The sequence below is a fragment of the Myxococcus xanthus genome, assembly GCF_013116825.1.
In the GTDB taxonomy this organism is placed as follows: domain Bacteria; phylum Myxococcota; class Myxococcia; order Myxococcales; family Myxococcaceae; genus Myxococcus; species Myxococcus xanthus_B.
On the sequence record NZ_JABFNS010000009.1, the window covers coordinates 79,987 to 96,532 of the forward strand.

General features: G+C 67.2%; 17 protein-coding genes. 4 read left to right on the forward strand and 13 right to left on the reverse strand.

Features of this window, described 5'->3' with window-relative positions; genetic code table 11:
* Window positions 1–252 precede the first annotated feature (252 nt).
* The gene (locus tag HNV26_RS04615; protein WP_171442576.1) at window positions 253–1,170 is read right to left on the reverse strand and encodes a DUF2381 family protein; all 918 of its coding nucleotides are present in this window, start codon (window positions 1,168–1,170) and stop codon (window positions 253–255) included.
* Between the two features lie 66 nt (window positions 1,171–1,236).
* Window positions 1,237–3,189: a serine/threonine-protein kinase gene (locus HNV26_RS04620; RefSeq protein ID WP_171442577.1), complete on the reverse strand. Its 1,953-nt coding sequence runs from the start codon at window positions 3,187–3,189 to the stop codon at window positions 1,237–1,239.
* A gap of 258 nt (window positions 3,190–3,447) precedes the next feature.
* On the opposite strand from HNV26_RS04620, the gene HNV26_RS04625 reads away from it, so the two are divergent.
* Together HNV26_RS04625 and HNV26_RS04630 are read left to right on the forward strand one after the other, a co-directional pair.
* A complete protein-coding gene (locus HNV26_RS04625) occupies window positions 3,448–3,765 on the forward strand; it encodes a helix-turn-helix transcriptional regulator (RefSeq protein WP_253816218.1) in 318 nt (105 codons plus the stop codon).
* A gap of 52 nt (window positions 3,766–3,817) precedes the next feature.
* Entirely contained in the window at window positions 3,818–4,165 is a 348-nt protein-coding gene (locus tag HNV26_RS04630) for a helix-turn-helix domain-containing protein (RefSeq protein ID WP_171442579.1), read from the forward strand.
* A 203-nt stretch (window positions 4,166–4,368) separates the two neighbouring features.
* Here HNV26_RS04630 and HNV26_RS04635 read toward each other — a convergent pair whose 3' ends face one another.
* Both HNV26_RS04635 and HNV26_RS04640 read right to left on the reverse strand, forming a co-directional pair.
* A complete protein-coding gene (locus tag HNV26_RS04635) occupies window positions 4,369–4,752 on the reverse strand; it encodes a hypothetical protein (RefSeq protein WP_171442580.1) in 384 nt (127 codons plus the stop codon).
* Window positions 4,753–4,759: 7 nt separating this feature from the next.
* The gene (locus HNV26_RS04640; protein WP_171442581.1) at window positions 4,760–5,932 is read right to left on the reverse strand and encodes a serine/threonine-protein kinase; all 1,173 of its coding nucleotides are present in this window, start codon (window positions 5,930–5,932) and stop codon (window positions 4,760–4,762) included.
* Between the two features lie 253 nt (window positions 5,933–6,185).
* Between HNV26_RS04640 and HNV26_RS04645 the strand changes: the two genes are divergently transcribed.
* On the forward strand, window positions 6,186–6,362 hold the full coding sequence (locus HNV26_RS04645; protein WP_171442582.1) for a DUSAM domain-containing protein: 177 nt from the start codon (window positions 6,186–6,188) through the stop codon (window positions 6,360–6,362).
* Between the two features lie 350 nt (window positions 6,363–6,712).
* On the forward strand, window positions 6,713–7,165 hold the full coding sequence (locus tag HNV26_RS04650; protein ID WP_171442583.1) for a YecA family protein: 453 nt from the start codon (window positions 6,713–6,715) through the stop codon (window positions 7,163–7,165).
* Between the two features lie 67 nt (window positions 7,166–7,232).
* Here HNV26_RS04650 and HNV26_RS04655 read toward each other — a convergent pair whose 3' ends face one another.
* The 9 genes from HNV26_RS04655 to HNV26_RS37860 form a co-directional block, all read right to left on the reverse strand.
* The gene (locus tag HNV26_RS04655; RefSeq protein WP_171442584.1) at window positions 7,233–7,769 is read right to left on the reverse strand and encodes a PspA; all 537 of its coding nucleotides are present in this window, start codon (window positions 7,767–7,769) and stop codon (window positions 7,233–7,235) included.
* 115 nt (window positions 7,770–7,884) lie between these two features.
* A complete protein-coding gene (locus HNV26_RS37855; protein ID WP_216611795.1) occupies window positions 7,885–8,160 on the reverse strand; it encodes a hypothetical protein in 276 nt (91 codons plus the stop codon).
* A gap of 146 nt (window positions 8,161–8,306) precedes the next feature.
* Complete coding sequence (locus HNV26_RS04665) at window positions 8,307–9,854, reverse strand: recombinase family protein (RefSeq protein ID WP_171442586.1); 1,548 nt, start codon at window positions 9,852–9,854, stop codon at window positions 8,307–8,309.
* Window positions 9,851–10,054 (reverse strand): hypothetical protein, encoded by a 204-nt coding sequence (locus HNV26_RS04670; protein WP_171442587.1) that lies wholly within the window; start codon window positions 10,052–10,054, stop codon window positions 9,851–9,853. The genes HNV26_RS04665 and HNV26_RS04670 overlap by 4 nt, the downstream gene beginning before the upstream one ends.
* Window positions 10,051–10,608, reverse strand: coding sequence for a DUF2924 domain-containing protein (locus HNV26_RS04675; protein WP_171442588.1), 558 nt, complete (start codon window positions 10,606–10,608; stop codon window positions 10,051–10,053). Before HNV26_RS04675 ends, HNV26_RS04670 begins: the two co-directional genes overlap by 4 nt.
* 91 nt (window positions 10,609–10,699) lie before the next feature.
* Window positions 10,700–10,828: a hypothetical protein gene (locus HNV26_RS38880; protein ID WP_301338480.1), complete on the reverse strand. Its 129-nt coding sequence runs from the start codon at window positions 10,826–10,828 to the stop codon at window positions 10,700–10,702.
* Window positions 10,829–10,848: 20 nt separating this feature from the next.
* Window positions 10,849–13,788 carry a CHC2 zinc finger domain-containing protein gene (locus HNV26_RS04680; protein ID WP_171442589.1) on the reverse strand — a complete coding sequence of 980 codons (2,940 nt, stop codon included), beginning with the start codon at window positions 13,786–13,788 and terminating at the stop codon, window positions 10,849–10,851.
* A gap of 266 nt (window positions 13,789–14,054) precedes the next feature.
* Window positions 14,055–14,828, reverse strand: coding sequence for a hypothetical protein (locus HNV26_RS04685; protein WP_253816219.1), 774 nt, complete (start codon window positions 14,826–14,828; stop codon window positions 14,055–14,057).
* A 1,439-nt stretch (window positions 14,829–16,267) separates the two neighbouring features.
* Window positions 16,268–16,546, reverse strand: a 279-nt coding sequence (locus HNV26_RS37860; RefSeq protein WP_216611796.1) for a hypothetical protein, incomplete at its 5' end; no start/stop codon positions are given.

The window sequence follows — 16,546 nt, forward strand, 5'->3', positions numbered from 1 at the left end:
CAACGCCTACTTCGATGAGGAGCTATGAAGGTGGATCAAGCGCGTCGCCCTCCGGGCGCTCTCCACAGCCACCAAGGAAGCGCGCAGTTGCGCGCGCGCACTCCAGCACAGTGAGGAACACATCGCCCTCCAGGGCACGCCAGAATGGACTAGACCAAAATGTATAGTCCATTTGACCCTAGATTGGCATTCGGCACAAGCCCCCAAACGCCGGAAAACCCACGAAAGAGCTTGGAGGCAGTGCTCGTAGGGTTAAGGGAAGGTGACGTTGCCTAGGGTGACGGTGCGGCGCCCATCCGCATCCCAGAGCTTGAGCGTGAAGGGGCCTTGGGGGGACTCGGATGCGGCCTCAGCCTCTACCACCACGCGCTGGGTATCCGAGCCCGGGGCGACAGGGCCGGACTGCCACACTTGGAGCACCTTCAGCTCCTCATTGGCCTTGCCCCGGAGCATCGCCCCCACTGCGGTCCACGGCTGGTCGTCCCCTCGTGACATGAGGGTGACCTCAACAGCCACCCTGCGGGCTGTGCGGTATGCATTAACAGTGTGCTTTGCTGCCGCCCCTCCTGGTCCCTGGGCCACACCCTTGGTCACGTCGAGGAACTCAACGCCTCGCCCACTGAGGACTGCTGTCGAGATGAGCCCCGCCAGCCCATCAGGAGCACTTCGCTCCGCGCGTAGACGCGCATTCTCCTCCCGGCACTGCTCAGCCTCGATGCGCGCCTGGCGGACTTCCTCCTGGTATGTCTCGACGCTCCTCTTCCGCCGATAGACTTCGACATGCGCCTCCGACCGTGCGGGGTGCGCAACCAAGACAAACGTCGCACTTGCCGGGGCCGCACCATCGTGAAAGCGCACCGTCAATTTGAGCCGCTCTCCTGCCGATATTTTCTCGGACGGAATCAGGCGCAAGGTGGTGAGCCCAGCGTCCACGATCGCGAAGCGCTCGCGCCCCTCGAGCGTCAGCCCCTCTCGACTCACCTCAGAATCAAAGAGGAACACCGTCGAGAGCCCCGGACTCACCGCCACTTCAACTGCTGGCTGAGCATCATCCGAGACCAGCTCGATTCGGCGAACGCTCAGCCCCACGGTGGATGAAGGCGACTGAGCCAGAGCCGTCCCTCCTCCTGCGAGCAGGAGGAAAAGAAGACCGGCCGACACTGAATGCATGCGACGTTTCTCCTGGACCAAGCCAGCAGCGACACCGCTGGCGACTCACGGGCGTCTGCAAACCCGTCATTCAAACTCGCTCACTGCCTTGACCCAAATGGCCGAGTACACGCGAGCCTTTCCGGAATCCCCTCCGCCCCCCTCTATTTCCAGTCCTCGGTTACGAGAGGTGTCCAACACCTCCAGGCACACAGGAAAGCTCTCTCCGCGAAATCGCGCTCGCGTCAGCCGGACATAGACGCGGTCGGCGATAACGAGCCGCCCAGACAGAGTGGCCTTGTCCGAGCCCAGGATAATCTGCGCAGTGCCTTCCCTCACCGTTACGTACCTCTGGTCCCCCCGGATGAAGCTCGCACCCGCATCGTCCCCAATGTCCATGCCCAGCATCTTCATGCCCTTGGCGGAACCTGCCGGGCACGGTTCAGGGTCGGGAGCGGGACGCACCTGGGGGCCCGAGCAGGCCAGAGCACCACAGAGGGCCGTCGTCGCCAGGGCGCTGCGGACGCTCCTCGCGGCCTTCTTGGCAGGTGCTGGCGGGGAGGAAGGGGTGTCATTCTGAGGGGTCGTCACGGTGGCAGTCACCTTGGGAAGCGTCGCGGGAGGCGCGACGGCCGCAGGTGTTGCCTCCGGCCCGGTGGGAGCTGCGGCCGGGGCAGCTTGAGGTTTCTTGGCATATGCCGCTACTTCTTGGCCGGGGTCGGCCTGCGGCTGCGGTGAGGCCGTCCGCTGTGAGAAGTACGCCCCAGACGCGAGGGCCATGGCCAGCAGCCCCGCGCCCAACACGCGTCCCATCCTGAGTCGCGAGAAGAGCGAGCGCCGCTCCACCTCAACGACGGGAGCCACAGGCGCCGCTTGCTGCGCGGCGTCCGCATCCATTGCAGCTTCCGCCCCCACCCCCGCCTCAAGCACCAAGCCCGGCAGGTGCGCCTCCACAGGCCGCAGGGCAGCAGGCGCCAGCGGGGCCTCGGGCGGCAACGCCGCGGGCATGCCTTCGCCCAGCAGTTCCAGCCCGGGCGCCTTGCCACGGCGCATCTGGCGCAGGGGCCGCTTCGCCCACCGGGCGAAGCCTTCCACCTTGCCCTCATTCTCCGTGGTGGCCGAGTTCGGGCCATACGTGTCGAACAAGGGGGTGTCCCACGCCTCGCCTTCCGCCCCGGGCAGCAATTCCTCCAGGGCCGCACAGACGGCGCTCGCAGTGGGACGTGCAGCAGGCTCCTTCTCCAACAGCCGCATGCACAGCTGACTCAGCCGCTCCGGGACGAAGCGGTTGACGAGGTGAGGGGGCACAGGCGACTTGCCCATGACGCCCTCGACGTATTCAGCGTCCGTCCCCGCGTCGAAGGGCAGCCTCGCCGTGAGGAGGCGGTAGAGGACAGTGCCCAGGGCCCACATGTCGTCCGAGGGGACGGACACGTAGCGGGCGCCCGACTGCTGGCCCAGGTGCTTCCTCATGAAGAGCCAGGCTTCGGGGGGCCGGTACTCCATCGTCCCCGGCGGCAGCAGGGACTGGGTGACGCCGGGGGCGCCCTTGTAGTCCCCAATCCCGTAGTCCACCAGCACCGCCAGCCCGTCCGCGTCGCGCACCATGACGTTGGCGTCCTTCACGTCTCGGTGCACCACTCCCGCCGCGTGAGAGGCCGTCAGCGCCCGCGCCAAGTCCAGCGTCACTTCCGCAATCCGCCGGGCAGAGGGGTTCTCCTCCGTCACCCACACCCCCAGCTTCCGCCCCTCCACGTACTCCATGGCGATGAGGGCGAATTCGCGCTCCCCCAGTTGCCAGTACGAGAAGCCGCGAAGCCCCACCACGTTGGGGTGCTTCAAGCTCAGGAGAATGGCGATTTCCCTCTCTACCCGCCCCTCCACGCGCTGCCTCTCCACCAACTTCAAGGCGCAGGGCTGCCCGTCATTCGTCGCGAGGTACACGGTGCCGAAGCCGCCTCGGTCCAGGTGCCTCACCACCGTGTAGCCCTTCACCACGTCCCCGGGAGACAGCACGGCCGGGGGGCCGTTGTCCCTCATGGCGACGTCCTCCTGGAGACTGTGTAGGACAGCAGGACTGCGGCCACGCGCATGCAGCTCCCTCCCCGACGCCGGCGCACGGTACCAGAAGCCCTGGGAAATCGCGCGAAGTCTTCCCCCACCTCTAAACACCAACCACAGAGGCGCCAAGCCACACCAGCTGGTGAAGTCGATTAGACTTTCAGGTATAGCTTGCTTGGAATGTACATCCACCCTGACGCCCGTGGCGCCGCCCCACCGAGGGAGCCCTCCCGTCCTTTGCCTGGCATCGTCGGCGGCGCCCTGCGCGCGGCCCGCCTTCGGTCAGGCCTGAAGCAGACAGAGGTAGCCCACCTCATCAACATCTCCCCCGTCGTCTACAGCCGGATTGAGCGCGGCCGAATGCTCCCCAGCCTCCCGACGCTGTACCGCCTGTGCGCCGCCCTCCGCACTACCCCCAACGAGGTACTGGACTACCCCACCTCATTGCCACCGGACGTCGTCGCTGCCGCCAAGGAGGCCCTGCTGCGCCGTGTGCGCCAGTTGGACACACACCAGGCGCTCGCCCTCATCCGGCTCCTTCCGGGTGTGCGCTGATGGAATCGTACTCTCTTGACAGCTCGCGACTCAGGTATACTCCCTTACACCTATGAACCAACAGCTTGCAGCGCACCTGGGCGCCATCGTCCGCCTCGCTCGGGAGCAGATGAGTCTGACGCAAGTCCAAGTCGCCGACCGCGTGGGGCTGAACTCTGTCGTCTACAGCAGAATCGAACGCGGGCTCATGATTCCCAGCGTCGAGACGATGAAGAAGCTGTGCATCGAGTTGATGGTCTCCCCGGAGGACTTGATGGGCCTCACCGAATCCTCGGGCGGCGGGGCACGGGCTCGGCCGGAGGACGACACCAACTTGCGCCGGCTCATCTTCGTCGCACGGAAGCTCGACGAGGGGAAGTTGGACGCCCTCGTCCACGTCGCCACCGAGTTGGCTCGCTGAAGCATTCTTCTGAGGCGGGGCGCCGTCCTCCCCTGGCTCCAGACTGCTTGGGGCCGGCGCTCCGGCGTCTCCGAGCGGGGAGCAGGCCAGGCGGGCAGAGCCCCATGCTGCGGGGCCCTGCACCGGAGCGCGAGTCCCCGGCCCGCGCAGGCCGCAGCGACGACGCAGCGCCTCCCCATGCGAAGGAGGAGGCCCCCCCCCCGCTACGCCCCGCTGCACTCCCGCAGCTCCTCATTCACCTCGGCGAGCAGCTTCTCCAGGCGCGTCTTCTGCAGCCGAAGGCGGGAAACCTCGTCCAGCCCCGCCTCCTTGTCGAGGTGGCGCTCCTTCGGGGCCTCTGCCTCCAAGTCCTCACGCACCTCCACCGTGAGGACGTCGCCCGCGCGAATGTGGACGTCACACCACGCCAGGTGCTCGCGGTACTCCTTTCCCACGGAGCCGCCCACATGGAGTGTCAACTCAGGGGTGGCGTTGGACTCGTCGTCGGGGCGGCGCACCCACGACAGTATGGTGTGGAGGACGCCGAAGTCCGGCACCCCCGCGGTGGTGAGGTGCCCGCCATTGCGCAGTACGCGAAAGCAGAGCATCGGCGGCCTACTCCTTCTTCGGGAGCCCCAACTCGTGCTTCTCCAGCCCCTCCGGGTAGAGGCCGGCCTCGCCGAACTCCACCACGTCGCGCAGCACCCCGCCCTCGGACACGACACGGGCTGCCTCCTTGGCGGCCTCCGCGCGCCCGTAGGGCTCGCGCAGTTGGGCGTTGGCGACACCACGCAGCGAATCCCTCATGTCCGCCGCCGTCGCGAAGCGCTCCTCGGGGTTGAGACGCAGGGCCATGTGCAGCACCGCCTTGAGGTCCTCGTTGAGGTGGCCCACCGCCTCCTCGACGACGTCCGGAGTGAATGTCTCCATGAGGGCCTGCATCTGCTGTAGCGGCAGTGAGGGCTGCACCTCCGGGCGGAACCGCGTCTCCTTCGCCGCCACCACCGGGACGTCGTGCACCTCGAAGAGGTGCTTGCCCGTGAGGACTTCCACCAGCAGCACGCCCAAGCTGAAGACGTCGGAGCGCGGCGTCAGCCCCTCCTTGCGCAGGTACTCGGGGCTGGAGTACGCCACGTCGCCCCGGAGTAGCAGCTCCGGCGACTCTTCACGCCCCACCAGCAGCGAGTACGCCGCGCCGAAGTCCAGCACCTTCACCTCCCCATGGAGGCCCAAGGCGATGTGCCGGGGATTCACGTCGCGGTGGATGATGCCCAGGGGCACCCCTTTCTCCGACGTCAGCATGTGCGCGTAGTGCAGCGCGTCCGCCACCTCCGCGCCCACGTACAAGCCAAACCCCTCCGAGAGGGGCTGCCCTCTCACCAGCGCCGCGCACACCAGCGTCTCCAGCGAGGGCCCACCCACGTACTCCATGACGGCGTAGGCGGCGTCTTCCTCGTCATCCGCCCGCACATGGAAGATTCGAGCGATGTTGGGGTGGTTGAGGCGGAAGGCCAACTGCACCTCTTCGTACATCCTCTGCCGCTGAATGTGCGTGATTGGGCTGGTGAGCTGGCGGACCAGGCACGGGCCGGCAAGCACTCCATCCGCCACGCGCCGCTCCACTTCCAGGAGCCGCTCTCCATTCGGCCGCACCTCCAACTCCCTCACGCCTTCGAATCGCACGCCCTCCACCTCGAAGTGGACGCGCGACGTACCGCGTGCAGACAGGGTGGGGAGGCTGGGCGGCAACTCCTCCGTCGTCACTTCATCTTCCGAACGCTTCGTCATGACTGTGAATCCTCCTGAAGGAAGGGGCGCGGCTCCACGGGCAACGAGGCTCGCCATCTCCGGGCAACTCTCTGGGAACACGCAAGGTCTAGTTAACTTGACCATCGAATTAACATGGCCTTACTTTCCTGTGAAGCCCTCTGGCACCCGCAGCGGACAGGGCGAAGCCTCATGAGCGCCTCTCCTGGGTGCAAGGCGCCCCAGCCATGGCTTCACCTGCAAGTCCTGGCCGCTCGTAAAGGAAATTTAACTCGTGAGTAAAACCATTGACTGGGGGCCGATTCGCGCACTGGCACGTCGTGTCTTCACTGACGGAGAGCGCTTGGCCCTCACCCGGAAGGAGAAAGTGCTGCTGAAGCGCACGGCCACCCAGGTGGGCATCGACGACAGCGAAGCGGAGAGTGCGCTCGCCACGGAGGAGGGTGCGTGACTCGGGGAACACGCGGCGAAAGTGGGCCACCGGCCAGCCCTCGGAAAGCACTGGCCTGAAGTCAAGGCCCCCTCTCGGCCACGACCAAGTTCCAGCGCTTCCTGGTGACCATCAACCAGCCTGAGCGTTCAGGAGTCGGGATTCGTTTCGCCGCCACTCATGCGGTCCGTTGACCCGGCCCCTGGCAACTCCGCAGGGCACACCTCGACTCGGCGCTGTCGGAGAATGGGGCCGAGGCGTTTCTCCTCCCTGTGATTAGGACCAGGAGACAGAAGAGCGGCGACTCCGCCCTCCTGGAGCGCCTCTTTTTGCACTGGCCTCCGGGACTTCTCGTCGCCGAAACTCGCGCAATGAGCCAGAAGAAGCTCTCCCGAAACGCGCGGTGCCCCTGCGGCACAGGCCTGAAATACAAGGCCTGCTGCTACAGCAAGGGCTTTCACTACGTCGTCGATGACAGCGGTAACGTTTCCCGCTCAGTCCCCCTCAACGAGGAGGCCGTCGCACTCCTTGAAGAACTGCGGGAGCGCTTCATCGCGAAGCACGGACGCCCTCCCGGGCCCGATGACCCCATCTTCGACCCGGAGGACATGGCCGACGAGGAGACACGGACTGCGGAGATGGTGGCCTCCATGACCAGGGCAGGCATCCACCCTGCCCTCATTCACGCCTACAAGAAGACAGGCCTCCTCCTCACAGAGGAGAACAGGCACCTCATGCCAACGAGCCACGTCAAGGAGTTCGAGGACGCGGTGGATGAGTACTACGCCCTTCACCCGGAAGAGGATGAAGAACTGGATAGCTGAGAAGCGACGTCGGCGGCCACACCGGACTCCAGAAGGCGAGCCCGGCGCCGCGCACAAGACGCTCCACTCAGGCTGGCGTCACCTTGTCGAAGGGGCGCATTACCTGCTTGCCATCGGAGACGCGCTCCACCGTCACCGTCTTCGCCTTCTCGTCGACGGCCTTCACCTTCGCCGTGAAGGCGCCCCGCCCCTGCTTGTAGCGCACCTCCTGCCCCACCTCGAAGGAGACGGACGCCTCGGGATTGGGGCTGGGGGCGGCGGCCTTCGCGGTGCGTGCCGCTGCGCGCGGGCGCCCGCGGCTCTTCTGGGGCGCGGGCCCGGCCCGCGTGGGCTGCGGCGCGGCCTCCTGCTTCGGCTTCACCCACTTCCGCACGCGCACCGAGGACGGGCGCTTCGGCGCGGGCCCGGTGGCCGGCGCTGGCGGGCGCTTCGACGAGGGAGGAGGCACAGGGGGGCGCTTCAGCGCGGACGACGTGGGATTCGCGCCAAGCTCAATGCCCAGGAACTGAGCGATCTTCTCCAACAGGTCCAACTGCCGGCCCATCGCCTTCCCCACCTCCTCCGCTACCGCAGCCTGGATGGTGCTCTTCATGTCGTTCTGCATGTGCTCTCGCTCGCTTTCCTCGCGGGGCATACAGCCCGCGCGCTTTCAACACGGACAACAATCAGCCTCTTGCACTCACGCTACACCAAGTAGTCAAGGTATTCGGGCTCCCATCTCAGAATGAGGCCTTCAGCTCGCGCCAGCGCTCGCGTTGCACCTCCCACGTCCCCGCGTGTGCAACGGCCCGCAGGCCTCGCTCGCTGAGGGGCTCCTCCCCCTCGACAGCCTCGAGGAACAGCACCTCCTCCTGGATGTCGGGCGCCAGCAACTGCAAATCCAGCAGGTGTGTCACACGCGCTCGGGTAAAGCCCAACTGGCTGGCGACATCCGCTGCGCTCGCCACGAGGCCCCGCCCAATGGCGGACTCCACATGGTGCGCCAGGGCCAGCATGCGCGCGACGTGTGCTGGCCGTCGCGCTACCTCTCGCGGCGGGGGTGGCGCTCCCCCTCGGAGGCGCACCACCTTCGCGCGACGCACGCGGTGGAAGTGAGCGCTGACGAGGCCGGCCTCTGCCGGCTGAGACGCGGGGCTCGCGCTCACGCCGCCACCTCCTCGCGCCCAGCCGCTGCGGCCTCACCAGCGTGGGCCATATGCACGTCGACCTGGCCCGTCGCCTCGTTCACCACCACCCGGCCAACGAGGGCCCGCAGCAGGCGCCCCCGATTGGTCGCCGTCAGGGCGTCCCACACCGCGTCAAAGTTCGCCAGGGATTGGGCTACCCACGCCGCCTCCACCTTCTCCCCCTCAATGGCGTCCAGGGCGCGCTCCACCTCCGCCAGCCGCTTCCGCATGCGGGCGACCTCCTCTTCCGCGGCCGTCAGGTTCTCCTCGACGAGGCGCCGGGCTGGGCCCTCCAGCTTTGCGAGGGAGTCCACCCACTTCCTCGACTCCCCGGCGCGCTTGGCCAAGTCCTTCGGGAGCTGCGCACGCTCGGCGCGCAAGGCCTGGTGCTTCTCGTCCAGCCGCGCAGTGAGGCGGGCATGCACCTGGGCAGCGAAGCCGTCACCTACCGAGACTTCCCGCAGCTGAGCGACGACGAAGTCCTCCAGGGCGGCTGCCGGAAGGGGTGCTGCCCGGCACCCCTCCTTCCCCTGCTTGTCCCGGGTGACGCAGCGGTAGTAGCGGTACTCGCGCTCGCCCTTGCGCGTGGAGCCGGGCGTCATCGCCTCGCCGCACAGGCCGCAGCGCAGCAGGCCTCGCAGCACGTAGTCGGGGTTGCGCCCGTGGTACTGAATACCGGGGCCCTCCAGCATGTCCTGCACCCGGTGGAAGGTGGCCCTGTCCACAATGGGCGGATGCTCGCCCGGGTGCGTCTCGTCCCCATAGGGCACGAAGCCCGCGTACAGAGGGCTCCTCAAGAGGCGCAGCACGTCCTGCGTCGTCCACTTCCGAGCCGCGCGCGTGGCACCGCTCTGGGCCTCGTACCGCTTCGTCTTTCGCCCCGTCTCGTTGAGGAGGCGCGCCACCGCCGAGGCCTGCTGGTGCTGGAGGTACAACTCGAAGGCCTCCCGCACCACCACCGCCTCGTACTCATTCACCACGAGGCGCTTGTCCTTCACCTCGTAGCCCAGCGGCGCGCGCCCTCCCGTCCACTTCCCCTTGCGGCGCGCGGCGGCCACCTTGTCTCGCGTCCGCTCGGAAATCATCTCCCGCTCGAACTCGGCGAAGGACATCAGCATGTTCAACGTCAGGCGCCCCATGGCGTCCGCCGTGCTGAAGTTCTGCGTCACCGAGACGAAGGAGGCACCCGCCGCGTTGAAGCGCTCCATGACTTTCGCGAAGTCGAGGAGGCTGCGGGAGAGGCGGTCCACCTTGTACACCACCACCACGTCCACCCGGCCCGCGTCCACGTCCTGCAGCAGCCGCTGGAAGGCGGGCCGCTCCATGTTGGCGCCGGTGAAGCCGCCGTCGTCGTAGCTCTCATCCACCAACGCCCAGCCGGGCTGGCGCTGCACGTAGGCGACACAGGACTCGCGCTGGGCGTCCAGCGAGTTAAACTCCATCTCCAGGCCCGCCGCCGTGGACTTGCGCGTGTAGACGGCGCAGCGCTTCTCCTCGGTGAGCGGTGCTTTGCTCTTCCTCATGGCCCCTCCGAGTCCTCTGTAGTTGTCGGATGCACCGGCTCGGCGCTCGATGCATCCTTCTGATTGGCGAGCTGCTCCGCGACGGCCACCAGCCGCTCCACGTTGTCGTTGAGACGCCCCAGTTGGCGGACGAGCTGCGGCATCGTCGTCTCGTAGAAGCGCTGGCCCATGTGCGTCTGGAAGAAGGCGGGGCCGCTCATGACTTCACCGCCTTCGGGCTGCCGTCCTTGATGCCGAAGAAGGTGAAGCCATTCCAGGCCGTGCCCGTAATCAGCTTGGCCACGCTGGAGAGGCTGCGGTGAAGCTGGCCCTCGTATTCGATGCCGCCCTCGCGCACCGTCACCCGATGCTGCGTCCCTTTGAATACGCGCGTCAGCACCGTGCCCGGCGGCGGCAGGCGCGCGTCGCGCCCGTCCGCAGCGGCTGCGCGCTCGTCGGCAGCGACTGGAGGAGGAGGCTCGGAGGGCTTCGTCTCCTCCAACTGTCGCATCCGCCAGCGCTCGGGCAGCTTGTCGCCCAGCTCCGAGATGCGTGCGACGGCGCGTGTGGAGAGGCTCCCTTCGGCCATCTCCTGAATCCGGAAGGCCAGGCGCTTCTTCAGGTAGTCCCGGTTGCGGCTGCGCGTGGGCTCGCCGTACAGCTCCAGGTACTTCGCCGCCAAATCCGGCACCGACATGCTGGCCAGCGCGGCCAGTTGCTGTGGCACATCCGCCAACTGCCTGCGCGCGGCACGCACAGTCCCCTTCTTCGCCATGGTGGTCTCTCCTTCGTCCGGGGCAGCACGCCCTCGGGCGAAAGCCATGGACGCTCTGTCCCCAGAAGAAGACAAGTCGAGAGTCCGCGGCTCAGCCATGCGCGCTCTCCTCCGCGCCCCACGCAGGCACCTGCTGGCTTCGCTGTGCATGACGACGCAACCACAACTCCCAGAGGGCCTCGGACAGCACGTCCACCGCGTCCTCGCTGCGCTGCTGCATGGGGGCTCGCCGGACAGCCGCTACGCCCAAGGGTCGACTTCCGTCGACTCCTCGGGAGTCGTAGCCGTATTCACCTCCGGCTCGCCCTCCAGCTTCTGGAGTGCGTACATCGTCCGCTTCTTGCGGTCCTGGTTCCGCACCACCACCCGCAAGTCCCCAAAGACTCTGTCCCTCGCCGTTTGCAGCGCGCGGCCCAGGCGGCTCTGCTGTGAGCGGGAGCCGCCCTCGCCTCGCACCTGCAGCATCAGCTCGTCCTTCTCGCACAGCTCGTTGAGGCTGGAGACGAGCACCTCCGCCGTGCCGTGCGCCGCCCACCAGGCCTGCACGAATTCGCGCCAGGACTCCCCTTCGACGTCCGCATTCGCATACAGCTCGTCGAGGTTGTCGAGGAAGCCCTCCACTCCAGCCACCTTGAGAAGGCCGCCCATGACGGCCGCCCAGTGCTCGAAGGAGCCCAGCCGCTCGTGTCCCAGGGGCCTCCCTGCGGCAATCCACGCCTGCACGAGCGTCAGGGCCGCGCGCACCAATTCGCTCCGGTGCTCCTTCACCCAGGGAATAATCGGGTTATGTTTGAAGCCGGTTCGCGTCCAGGCCCTGTCCAACTTGGGGTCGAGGCGGATGCGCACGGAGCGACGGGCAATGTCCTTTGAAAGCTTCGGGTTGTTGCCGGTGAGCATCCACATGGCGACATTGGGCAGCGTCAGCTTTTGCGTCTTGCCCAGGAGGCGGTCCGTCCAGGAGGTACTCGTCAGCACGGCTGCGAGGGCCGCGGACGAAAGCGTCGCCTTCTCATTCGCGTTGTCGAGGAGAATGAGGGGACGCGCCAGGGCGAGTTCGGCGGTGATTGTCTTTCGAATCTCCTCTTCACTCTCAGGCAAGGTGCCAATGGCGAACGCCCTGCCCGTCGCCACCCACGAGACGATGTCGCACAAGAGGCCCTTTCCGGAGCCAACAGCGGGCGCCTCCACGAGGTGGAGGGGAGTACAGCCCTCAATCATCCGCCGGACGAAGGGCAGGAGGACGGCGGCGAGGGCATGTGCCTTGTCGCTGGGGTGGGCGAAGGGGAAGTCCACGAAGACGTCGTCAAAGAAGAGGGCCCGTGCGGCGGCAACCTCCTCGGGTGTCGGCCGCTCGGGCACGGCGCCGAGGTGAAGTGCGGGGGTGGGCTCCAGCCAGAGTCTGTCCTCCGGGTGCAGCCCGGGCGTCAGGAGGAGCTTCCCGTCCTGGCCGAATACCGGCGTGGTAATGACGGCCTCCACGGGAGGGAGGCCCGGAGGCGGGTACGCGAGGAAGTCCCGCGCGACGTCCTTCGGCGGGAAGACGGAGTGCGGCCTGCCCTCGACTTCCGCTACCCACGTCGCCTCCCGGAGGAGGACTCCGTAGACGGCGGCCTCCGTCATCTCCGCGAGAATGGGCGCCTCCTTCTCGGGCTGGGCGAGCTGCGCGAGGGCGTTGCCTCGTATGAAGAGTGGCGCCGCCTCGTTGGCGAAGCCCTGCGTGCTGGCGGCCCGCATGCGGCGCTCATTCGCCTGCACCACCGCTTGGCGTGCCTCGGTGACAATGGCCCAGAGTTGGCGGTTGCCCACGTTGATTTCCGGGCGCACGGCGGACGCACGGCGCTGAGCCGTGGCCGCCGCCTCCTTCTGCGCCACCACCCCCTTGAGGTTGGCGTTGAGGGCCCGCCTCCGGAGGCCAAACTTCGCCGAAATGGCCTCCAGCACGACGTCGGCCCGCACGGCGGTGCACGTCTGCAGTGAGGCCAGGAGGGGCGCCAGCGCCTTGTCCAAGTCGGCCTTGGGCGAACTCTCGGGAATGCCGTCCAGCAGGTACTCCGGGTACCCCCTCGCGCGGCCGAGGACTTCGTGGAGCGCCGCGGCGCCGTGCGTCGTCACAAACGCGTTGACGTCCACCTTCTCGGTGCCCTGCGGACGTGGAAGCAGTGCGAGGCACGCCTCGCACCCCTCGGCCCAGAGGGCCGCGGCAGTCTCCCTCGCGCCCGCCTCTCCGGCGCCGCTGGCCTCGGCGTCATTGCAAATGACGACGCGCCTGGCGTCGCGCGTGAGTCTCAGCAGCCGGGGAATGTCCTGCTTGCGAAAGCGCGTCGTGGCCGGAGAGAGGCAAGCAATGCCCGCCTGCATGGCGCTGATGCAGTCCGTGACGCCCTCGGTAATCAGCAGCGTGTCGGCCTTGCGTGCCGCGTCCTCGTTGTAGAAATAGTCGTTGCGGACGGTGGGCGAGACGTAGGGGTGCCGCTCCGAGTGGGTGAGGAGCTTCTTGTACTTGGCCTCCTCCTTCGTGTGTTGCGTCGCCCGGGCGATGAAGTAGACGACGCGGCCCCCCTTCCAGTACGGGAAGACGAGGCGCTCCCGGAAGAAGTCCTCGACGCGGCCGCCCGGCAGTTGGACGAAGAGTCCCGTCTTGAGGGCCGCCTCGCGGCTCGCGCCCAACGCCTCACGCAGGTGCGCGAAGAGGCCGCCGTCGGCCCACCCCAGCTTGAGGTTGTCCACCATCTCGTCGGTGAAGCCGTAGTGCTGGTTGAAGGACTCCTCGCGGAGTTTCGCGGGCAGGCGGCGGTGGTAGTAGTCGGCGGCGGCCGTGAGGAATCTCTCGACATCGCGGCGCTCCACCAGCGCCTCGAGCTCACGCGCGTGGGACTCGTCATGGGGAGAGGGAGGAGAAATACCGGCGCGCTCGGCCAGCCGGAATACAGCCTCCTTGAAGTCAACCTTCTCCCTCTCCTGGACGAAGTTGAAGACGTCGCCCCCCAGGCTGCCGCCGTTGGAGAAGTCGCGCCACGTCTGCGTGGCGGGCCACACGACGAAGGAGGGCGTCTTCTCCGGGTGAAAGGGTGAGAGTCCCTTGAGGGTGCTGCCCGAAGGTCGCAACTCGACGTGGGCGCCGACGACGTCGGTGATGTCCGAGCGGCTCCGCACCTGCTCCACGAAGGCGCGAAAGCTCATGGGGCCCGCCCCTGGGGGCTGCGCCTCGTCGCCGCGGAGTCCGGCCCGCGACGCACGGCAGGTTGGCGCGCACGCCCAGCCAGCCTGGCGCCGAGGCGCCGCTGCGCAATGACTGTTGGGAGGCCGAGGGCACGAGAGGCAGCGCGCCCCTCGTCCCCACGGCGCGCGGAGAAGGAGTCCTGCATGGGTTGCTTTCCGGGGACGTGTGGACGGGCTGACTCGCAGCACGCCCTCGCTTGGCGGCTCAACTCACCTCGGGCTGGCGCTCAGCAGTTTCGTTCCCAAAACGCCTGGTACTCGACTGCAACCTCTTCGACGAAGGTTTGCCACTCCTCGCCGCGCATGGCTGACACGTCCCCAACCTGCTGCATTCCGAGGTAGTGGTGGAGGAGGCGCTCCACCCTCTTGCGCGGCATGGTTTTCAGGACGTCAGAGAGGTACTGCACGAGGCGCGCGTTGGGCCGCCTCGCGCCCGAGTCGCCGCGGCGCGCTGCTTCGGCTGCCGTCGACGCGTCCACCCGGAGCTTCGCCAAGTCGTGAAGCGGCAGCCCCTGGAAGGCATGCTGCTCCTCCGAGGACAGGCGGCGCTCGGGCTGCAGGGAGTAGCGCGTCTGCCACCAGTCCTTCGCGGCCCCGTGACGCTGGACTTCAACGGCCCACGTCTCAAGCCCAAACGCGTGCCGCACGCGCAGGACGTCCTTGAAAAAGCCAATCCCGTACTCAAGCACCTTCACCTCGCGCGTCTCGAAGAGGGCGACGTTGTGGGTAAATCGCAGCACGGGCTTGTGTCCCTCCGCCTTCAGCCTCCGGGTGAAGGGGACGAACTTGTTGTCGATGACAGCCACGTCGCGCGGGTGCGGCTCCCCGAGGAAGACGACGACGGCGGCGTCGCCGTCATTCTCCAACTTCAGCCAGGCAACCCCGGCCTCCTTGGGCTGCTTCGCCCACTCCTGCGTGCGGCAGTCCACCCCCAAGGGCTGGGCTGGGGCAGGGCTGGGCGTCTGGGTAACTGGCCTGGGGGAGTCGCTCTCGTCACGCATGCGTGCCTCGGGGCCGGAGGAGGTTGTGGCCGCCGCTGCTGGGGAGCCGCTCCGCCCTGCAAAGACAAAGGCTCGGTGCCCGCAATCGGGGACATGCCGACGCGCACGAATTTCCACCGGGGCCTTCGACTCGCCAGGTACTCAGGTTTTACTGGAGTCCTGGTGGATTGCCCCGTGTCCGGCAGCTCTATGAGCAGGAGGCCGCGGCGGGCCATGCCGCATGAAGGAGAGCTCCTTCATGAGGGCGGCGATGGCCTCTGCTGGGCGGGCCTCATGCCCCTGCCTTGAACATGGGCGGAAGTTCCCACCTCCTCCATTCGGACGCCCACGCTGCGCTCCAAGGGGAGAGGCCACGAGCACTCCACGAGGGGCTGGCCATGACTGCTCGGAACGAGTGAGGAGTGCGTAGGCGAGGCAACCTTCGCGCCGAAGGGCCTAGACAGCCGCCTTCCCCAGAAGCCGCTCGCGCTCGAACCAGGGCAACCCCAGCAGACACACGGGGGTGGTGCTCACCGGTGACGCGCAACCGACGGCCCCAGCACGACGCGGGGACAGACAGGACGATGAAGGCGAGGAACAGGGGAGTGAGTGACCTCGACACCTACTTTCCCCCTCCGACTCTCGCATCCCTGCCGGACTGCCGGACTGCCGGACTTCATGCCGGACTTCCCCCGCAGAAGTCCGGCACCCAAAACGGCTGTAACTACGAGTGGTTAGGCCCTCCTGCCGGACTTGCCGGACTTCCTCCCCCCTCCCTCACCTATACGGGGAAATATTTTCTGCGCGCTTCCCTCCCAAAATATTTTCCCTCGCGTACGTAAAAGTGGCTTTGAAGTCCGGCAAGTCCGGCAGAGTGACTCAACCCCATGAAGTTGTTACGGAAATTACTGCCGGACTTCATGCCGGACTTCTGCCGGACTTTGGAGAAGTCCGGCGGCTGAAGTCGGGGTGTTGGTGCCTTGCTTCAACTGGAGGTACAGGGCGCCTGGGTGAGACCTCGGCACCTCCGGCTTCCCTGCCCTGGTTGCTCTGGACGCCAGGGACCGGCTCAACGGATCGCATCCGGGTCGGCCAACCAGCTCGCGACTCCTGCGCTCTCAGGACTGGCCACTTGCGCCCGGTTGCCCTTCGCCTGCGCGAGGAAGGCGGGGCAAGGGCGAGAACCGTTCAGGCTTCAGCGAAGCGGCCCTTTGACGCTCCTGAGCACCCGGGCTGCTTGAGCGGAGCTGGACTTCGATTCGCGCAGGTGCCCCACAGTAGAGGGCGGCCCATGACAGTTCGAAGGCGCGGCTGTCTCGGCGGCTGCGCGAAGCCCGAAGCTGTTCGTCCAGGTGGGCCCTGGGCCAGCGACACTCCCGCGCTCGGGACGATGCCCCTCCAGCAGGCTCTCTTCCCCCCACGCCCCCCTTTGGGGCGAATCCCAAGAAAGTGAACGGGCTTCATTCCCGAGCTTGTTCACTTTCAGGCCCGTTCACTTTCACCGGACCAAGCCCCACCAGGCCAGGCTCCGCCGTGGAGCTCACCTGGCGCGCGGAAGCACACGCCTGGCGCCGCAGGTCTCGTAGTTTCGCGGGGTTGGGGCGCCAAGCCACCAGGTGCTCGAGCACCGCGGTCCGAGTCCGAGCCTGAACTCGCGCCCGGAAGTACACTCCGTCCAGCGGGCCGGACTCCAGCGCGCCATTCACTTCCCCGGCCCACCTGCCCCCTCCCCGCTGGAC

Coding starts and splice junctions, on each gene's coding strand:
- HNV26_RS04615 (WP_171442576.1), bottom strand. CDS start 1,170: ATGCATTCAGTGTCGGCCGGTCTTCTTTTCCTCCTGCTCGCAGGAGGA.
- HNV26_RS04620 (WP_171442577.1), bottom strand. CDS start 3,189: ATGAGGGACAACGGCCCCCCGGCCGTGCTGTCTCCCGGGGACGTGGTG.
- HNV26_RS04630 (WP_171442579.1), top strand. CDS start 3,818: ATGAACCAACAGCTTGCAGCGCACCTGGGCGCCATCGTCCGCCTCGCT.
- HNV26_RS04635 (WP_171442580.1), bottom strand. CDS start 4,752: ATGCTCTGCTTTCGCGTACTGCGCAATGGCGGGCACCTCACCACCGCG.
- HNV26_RS04640 (WP_171442581.1), bottom strand. CDS start 5,932: ATGACGAAGCGTTCGGAAGATGAAGTGACGACGGAGGAGTTGCCGCCC.
- HNV26_RS04650 (WP_171442583.1), top strand. CDS start 6,713: ATGAGCCAGAAGAAGCTCTCCCGAAACGCGCGGTGCCCCTGCGGCACA.
- HNV26_RS04655 (WP_171442584.1), bottom strand. CDS start 7,769: ATGCAGAACGACATGAAGAGCACCATCCAGGCTGCGGTAGCGGAGGAG.
- HNV26_RS37855 (WP_216611795.1), bottom strand. CDS start 8,160: ATGCTGGCCCTGGCGCACCATGTGGAGTCCGCCATTGGGCGGGGCCTC.
- HNV26_RS04665 (WP_171442586.1), bottom strand. CDS start 9,854: ATGAGGAAGAGCAAAGCACCGCTCACCGAGGAGAAGCGCTGCGCCGTC.
- HNV26_RS04670 (WP_171442587.1), bottom strand. CDS start 10,054: ATGAGCGGCCCCGCCTTCTTCCAGACGCACATGGGCCAGCGCTTCTAC.
- HNV26_RS04675 (WP_171442588.1), bottom strand. CDS start 10,608: ATGGCGAAGAAGGGGACTGTGCGTGCCGCGCGCAGGCAGTTGGCGGAT.
- HNV26_RS38880 (WP_301338480.1), bottom strand. CDS start 10,828: ATGCAGCAGCGCAGCGAGGACGCGGTGGACGTGCTGTCCGAGGCCCTC.
- HNV26_RS04680 (WP_171442589.1), bottom strand. CDS start 13,788: ATGAGCTTTCGCGCCTTCGTGGAGCAGGTGCGGAGCCGCTCGGACATC.
- HNV26_RS04685 (WP_253816219.1), bottom strand. CDS start 14,828: ATGCGTGACGAGAGCGACTCCCCCAGGCCAGTTACCCAGACGCCCAGC.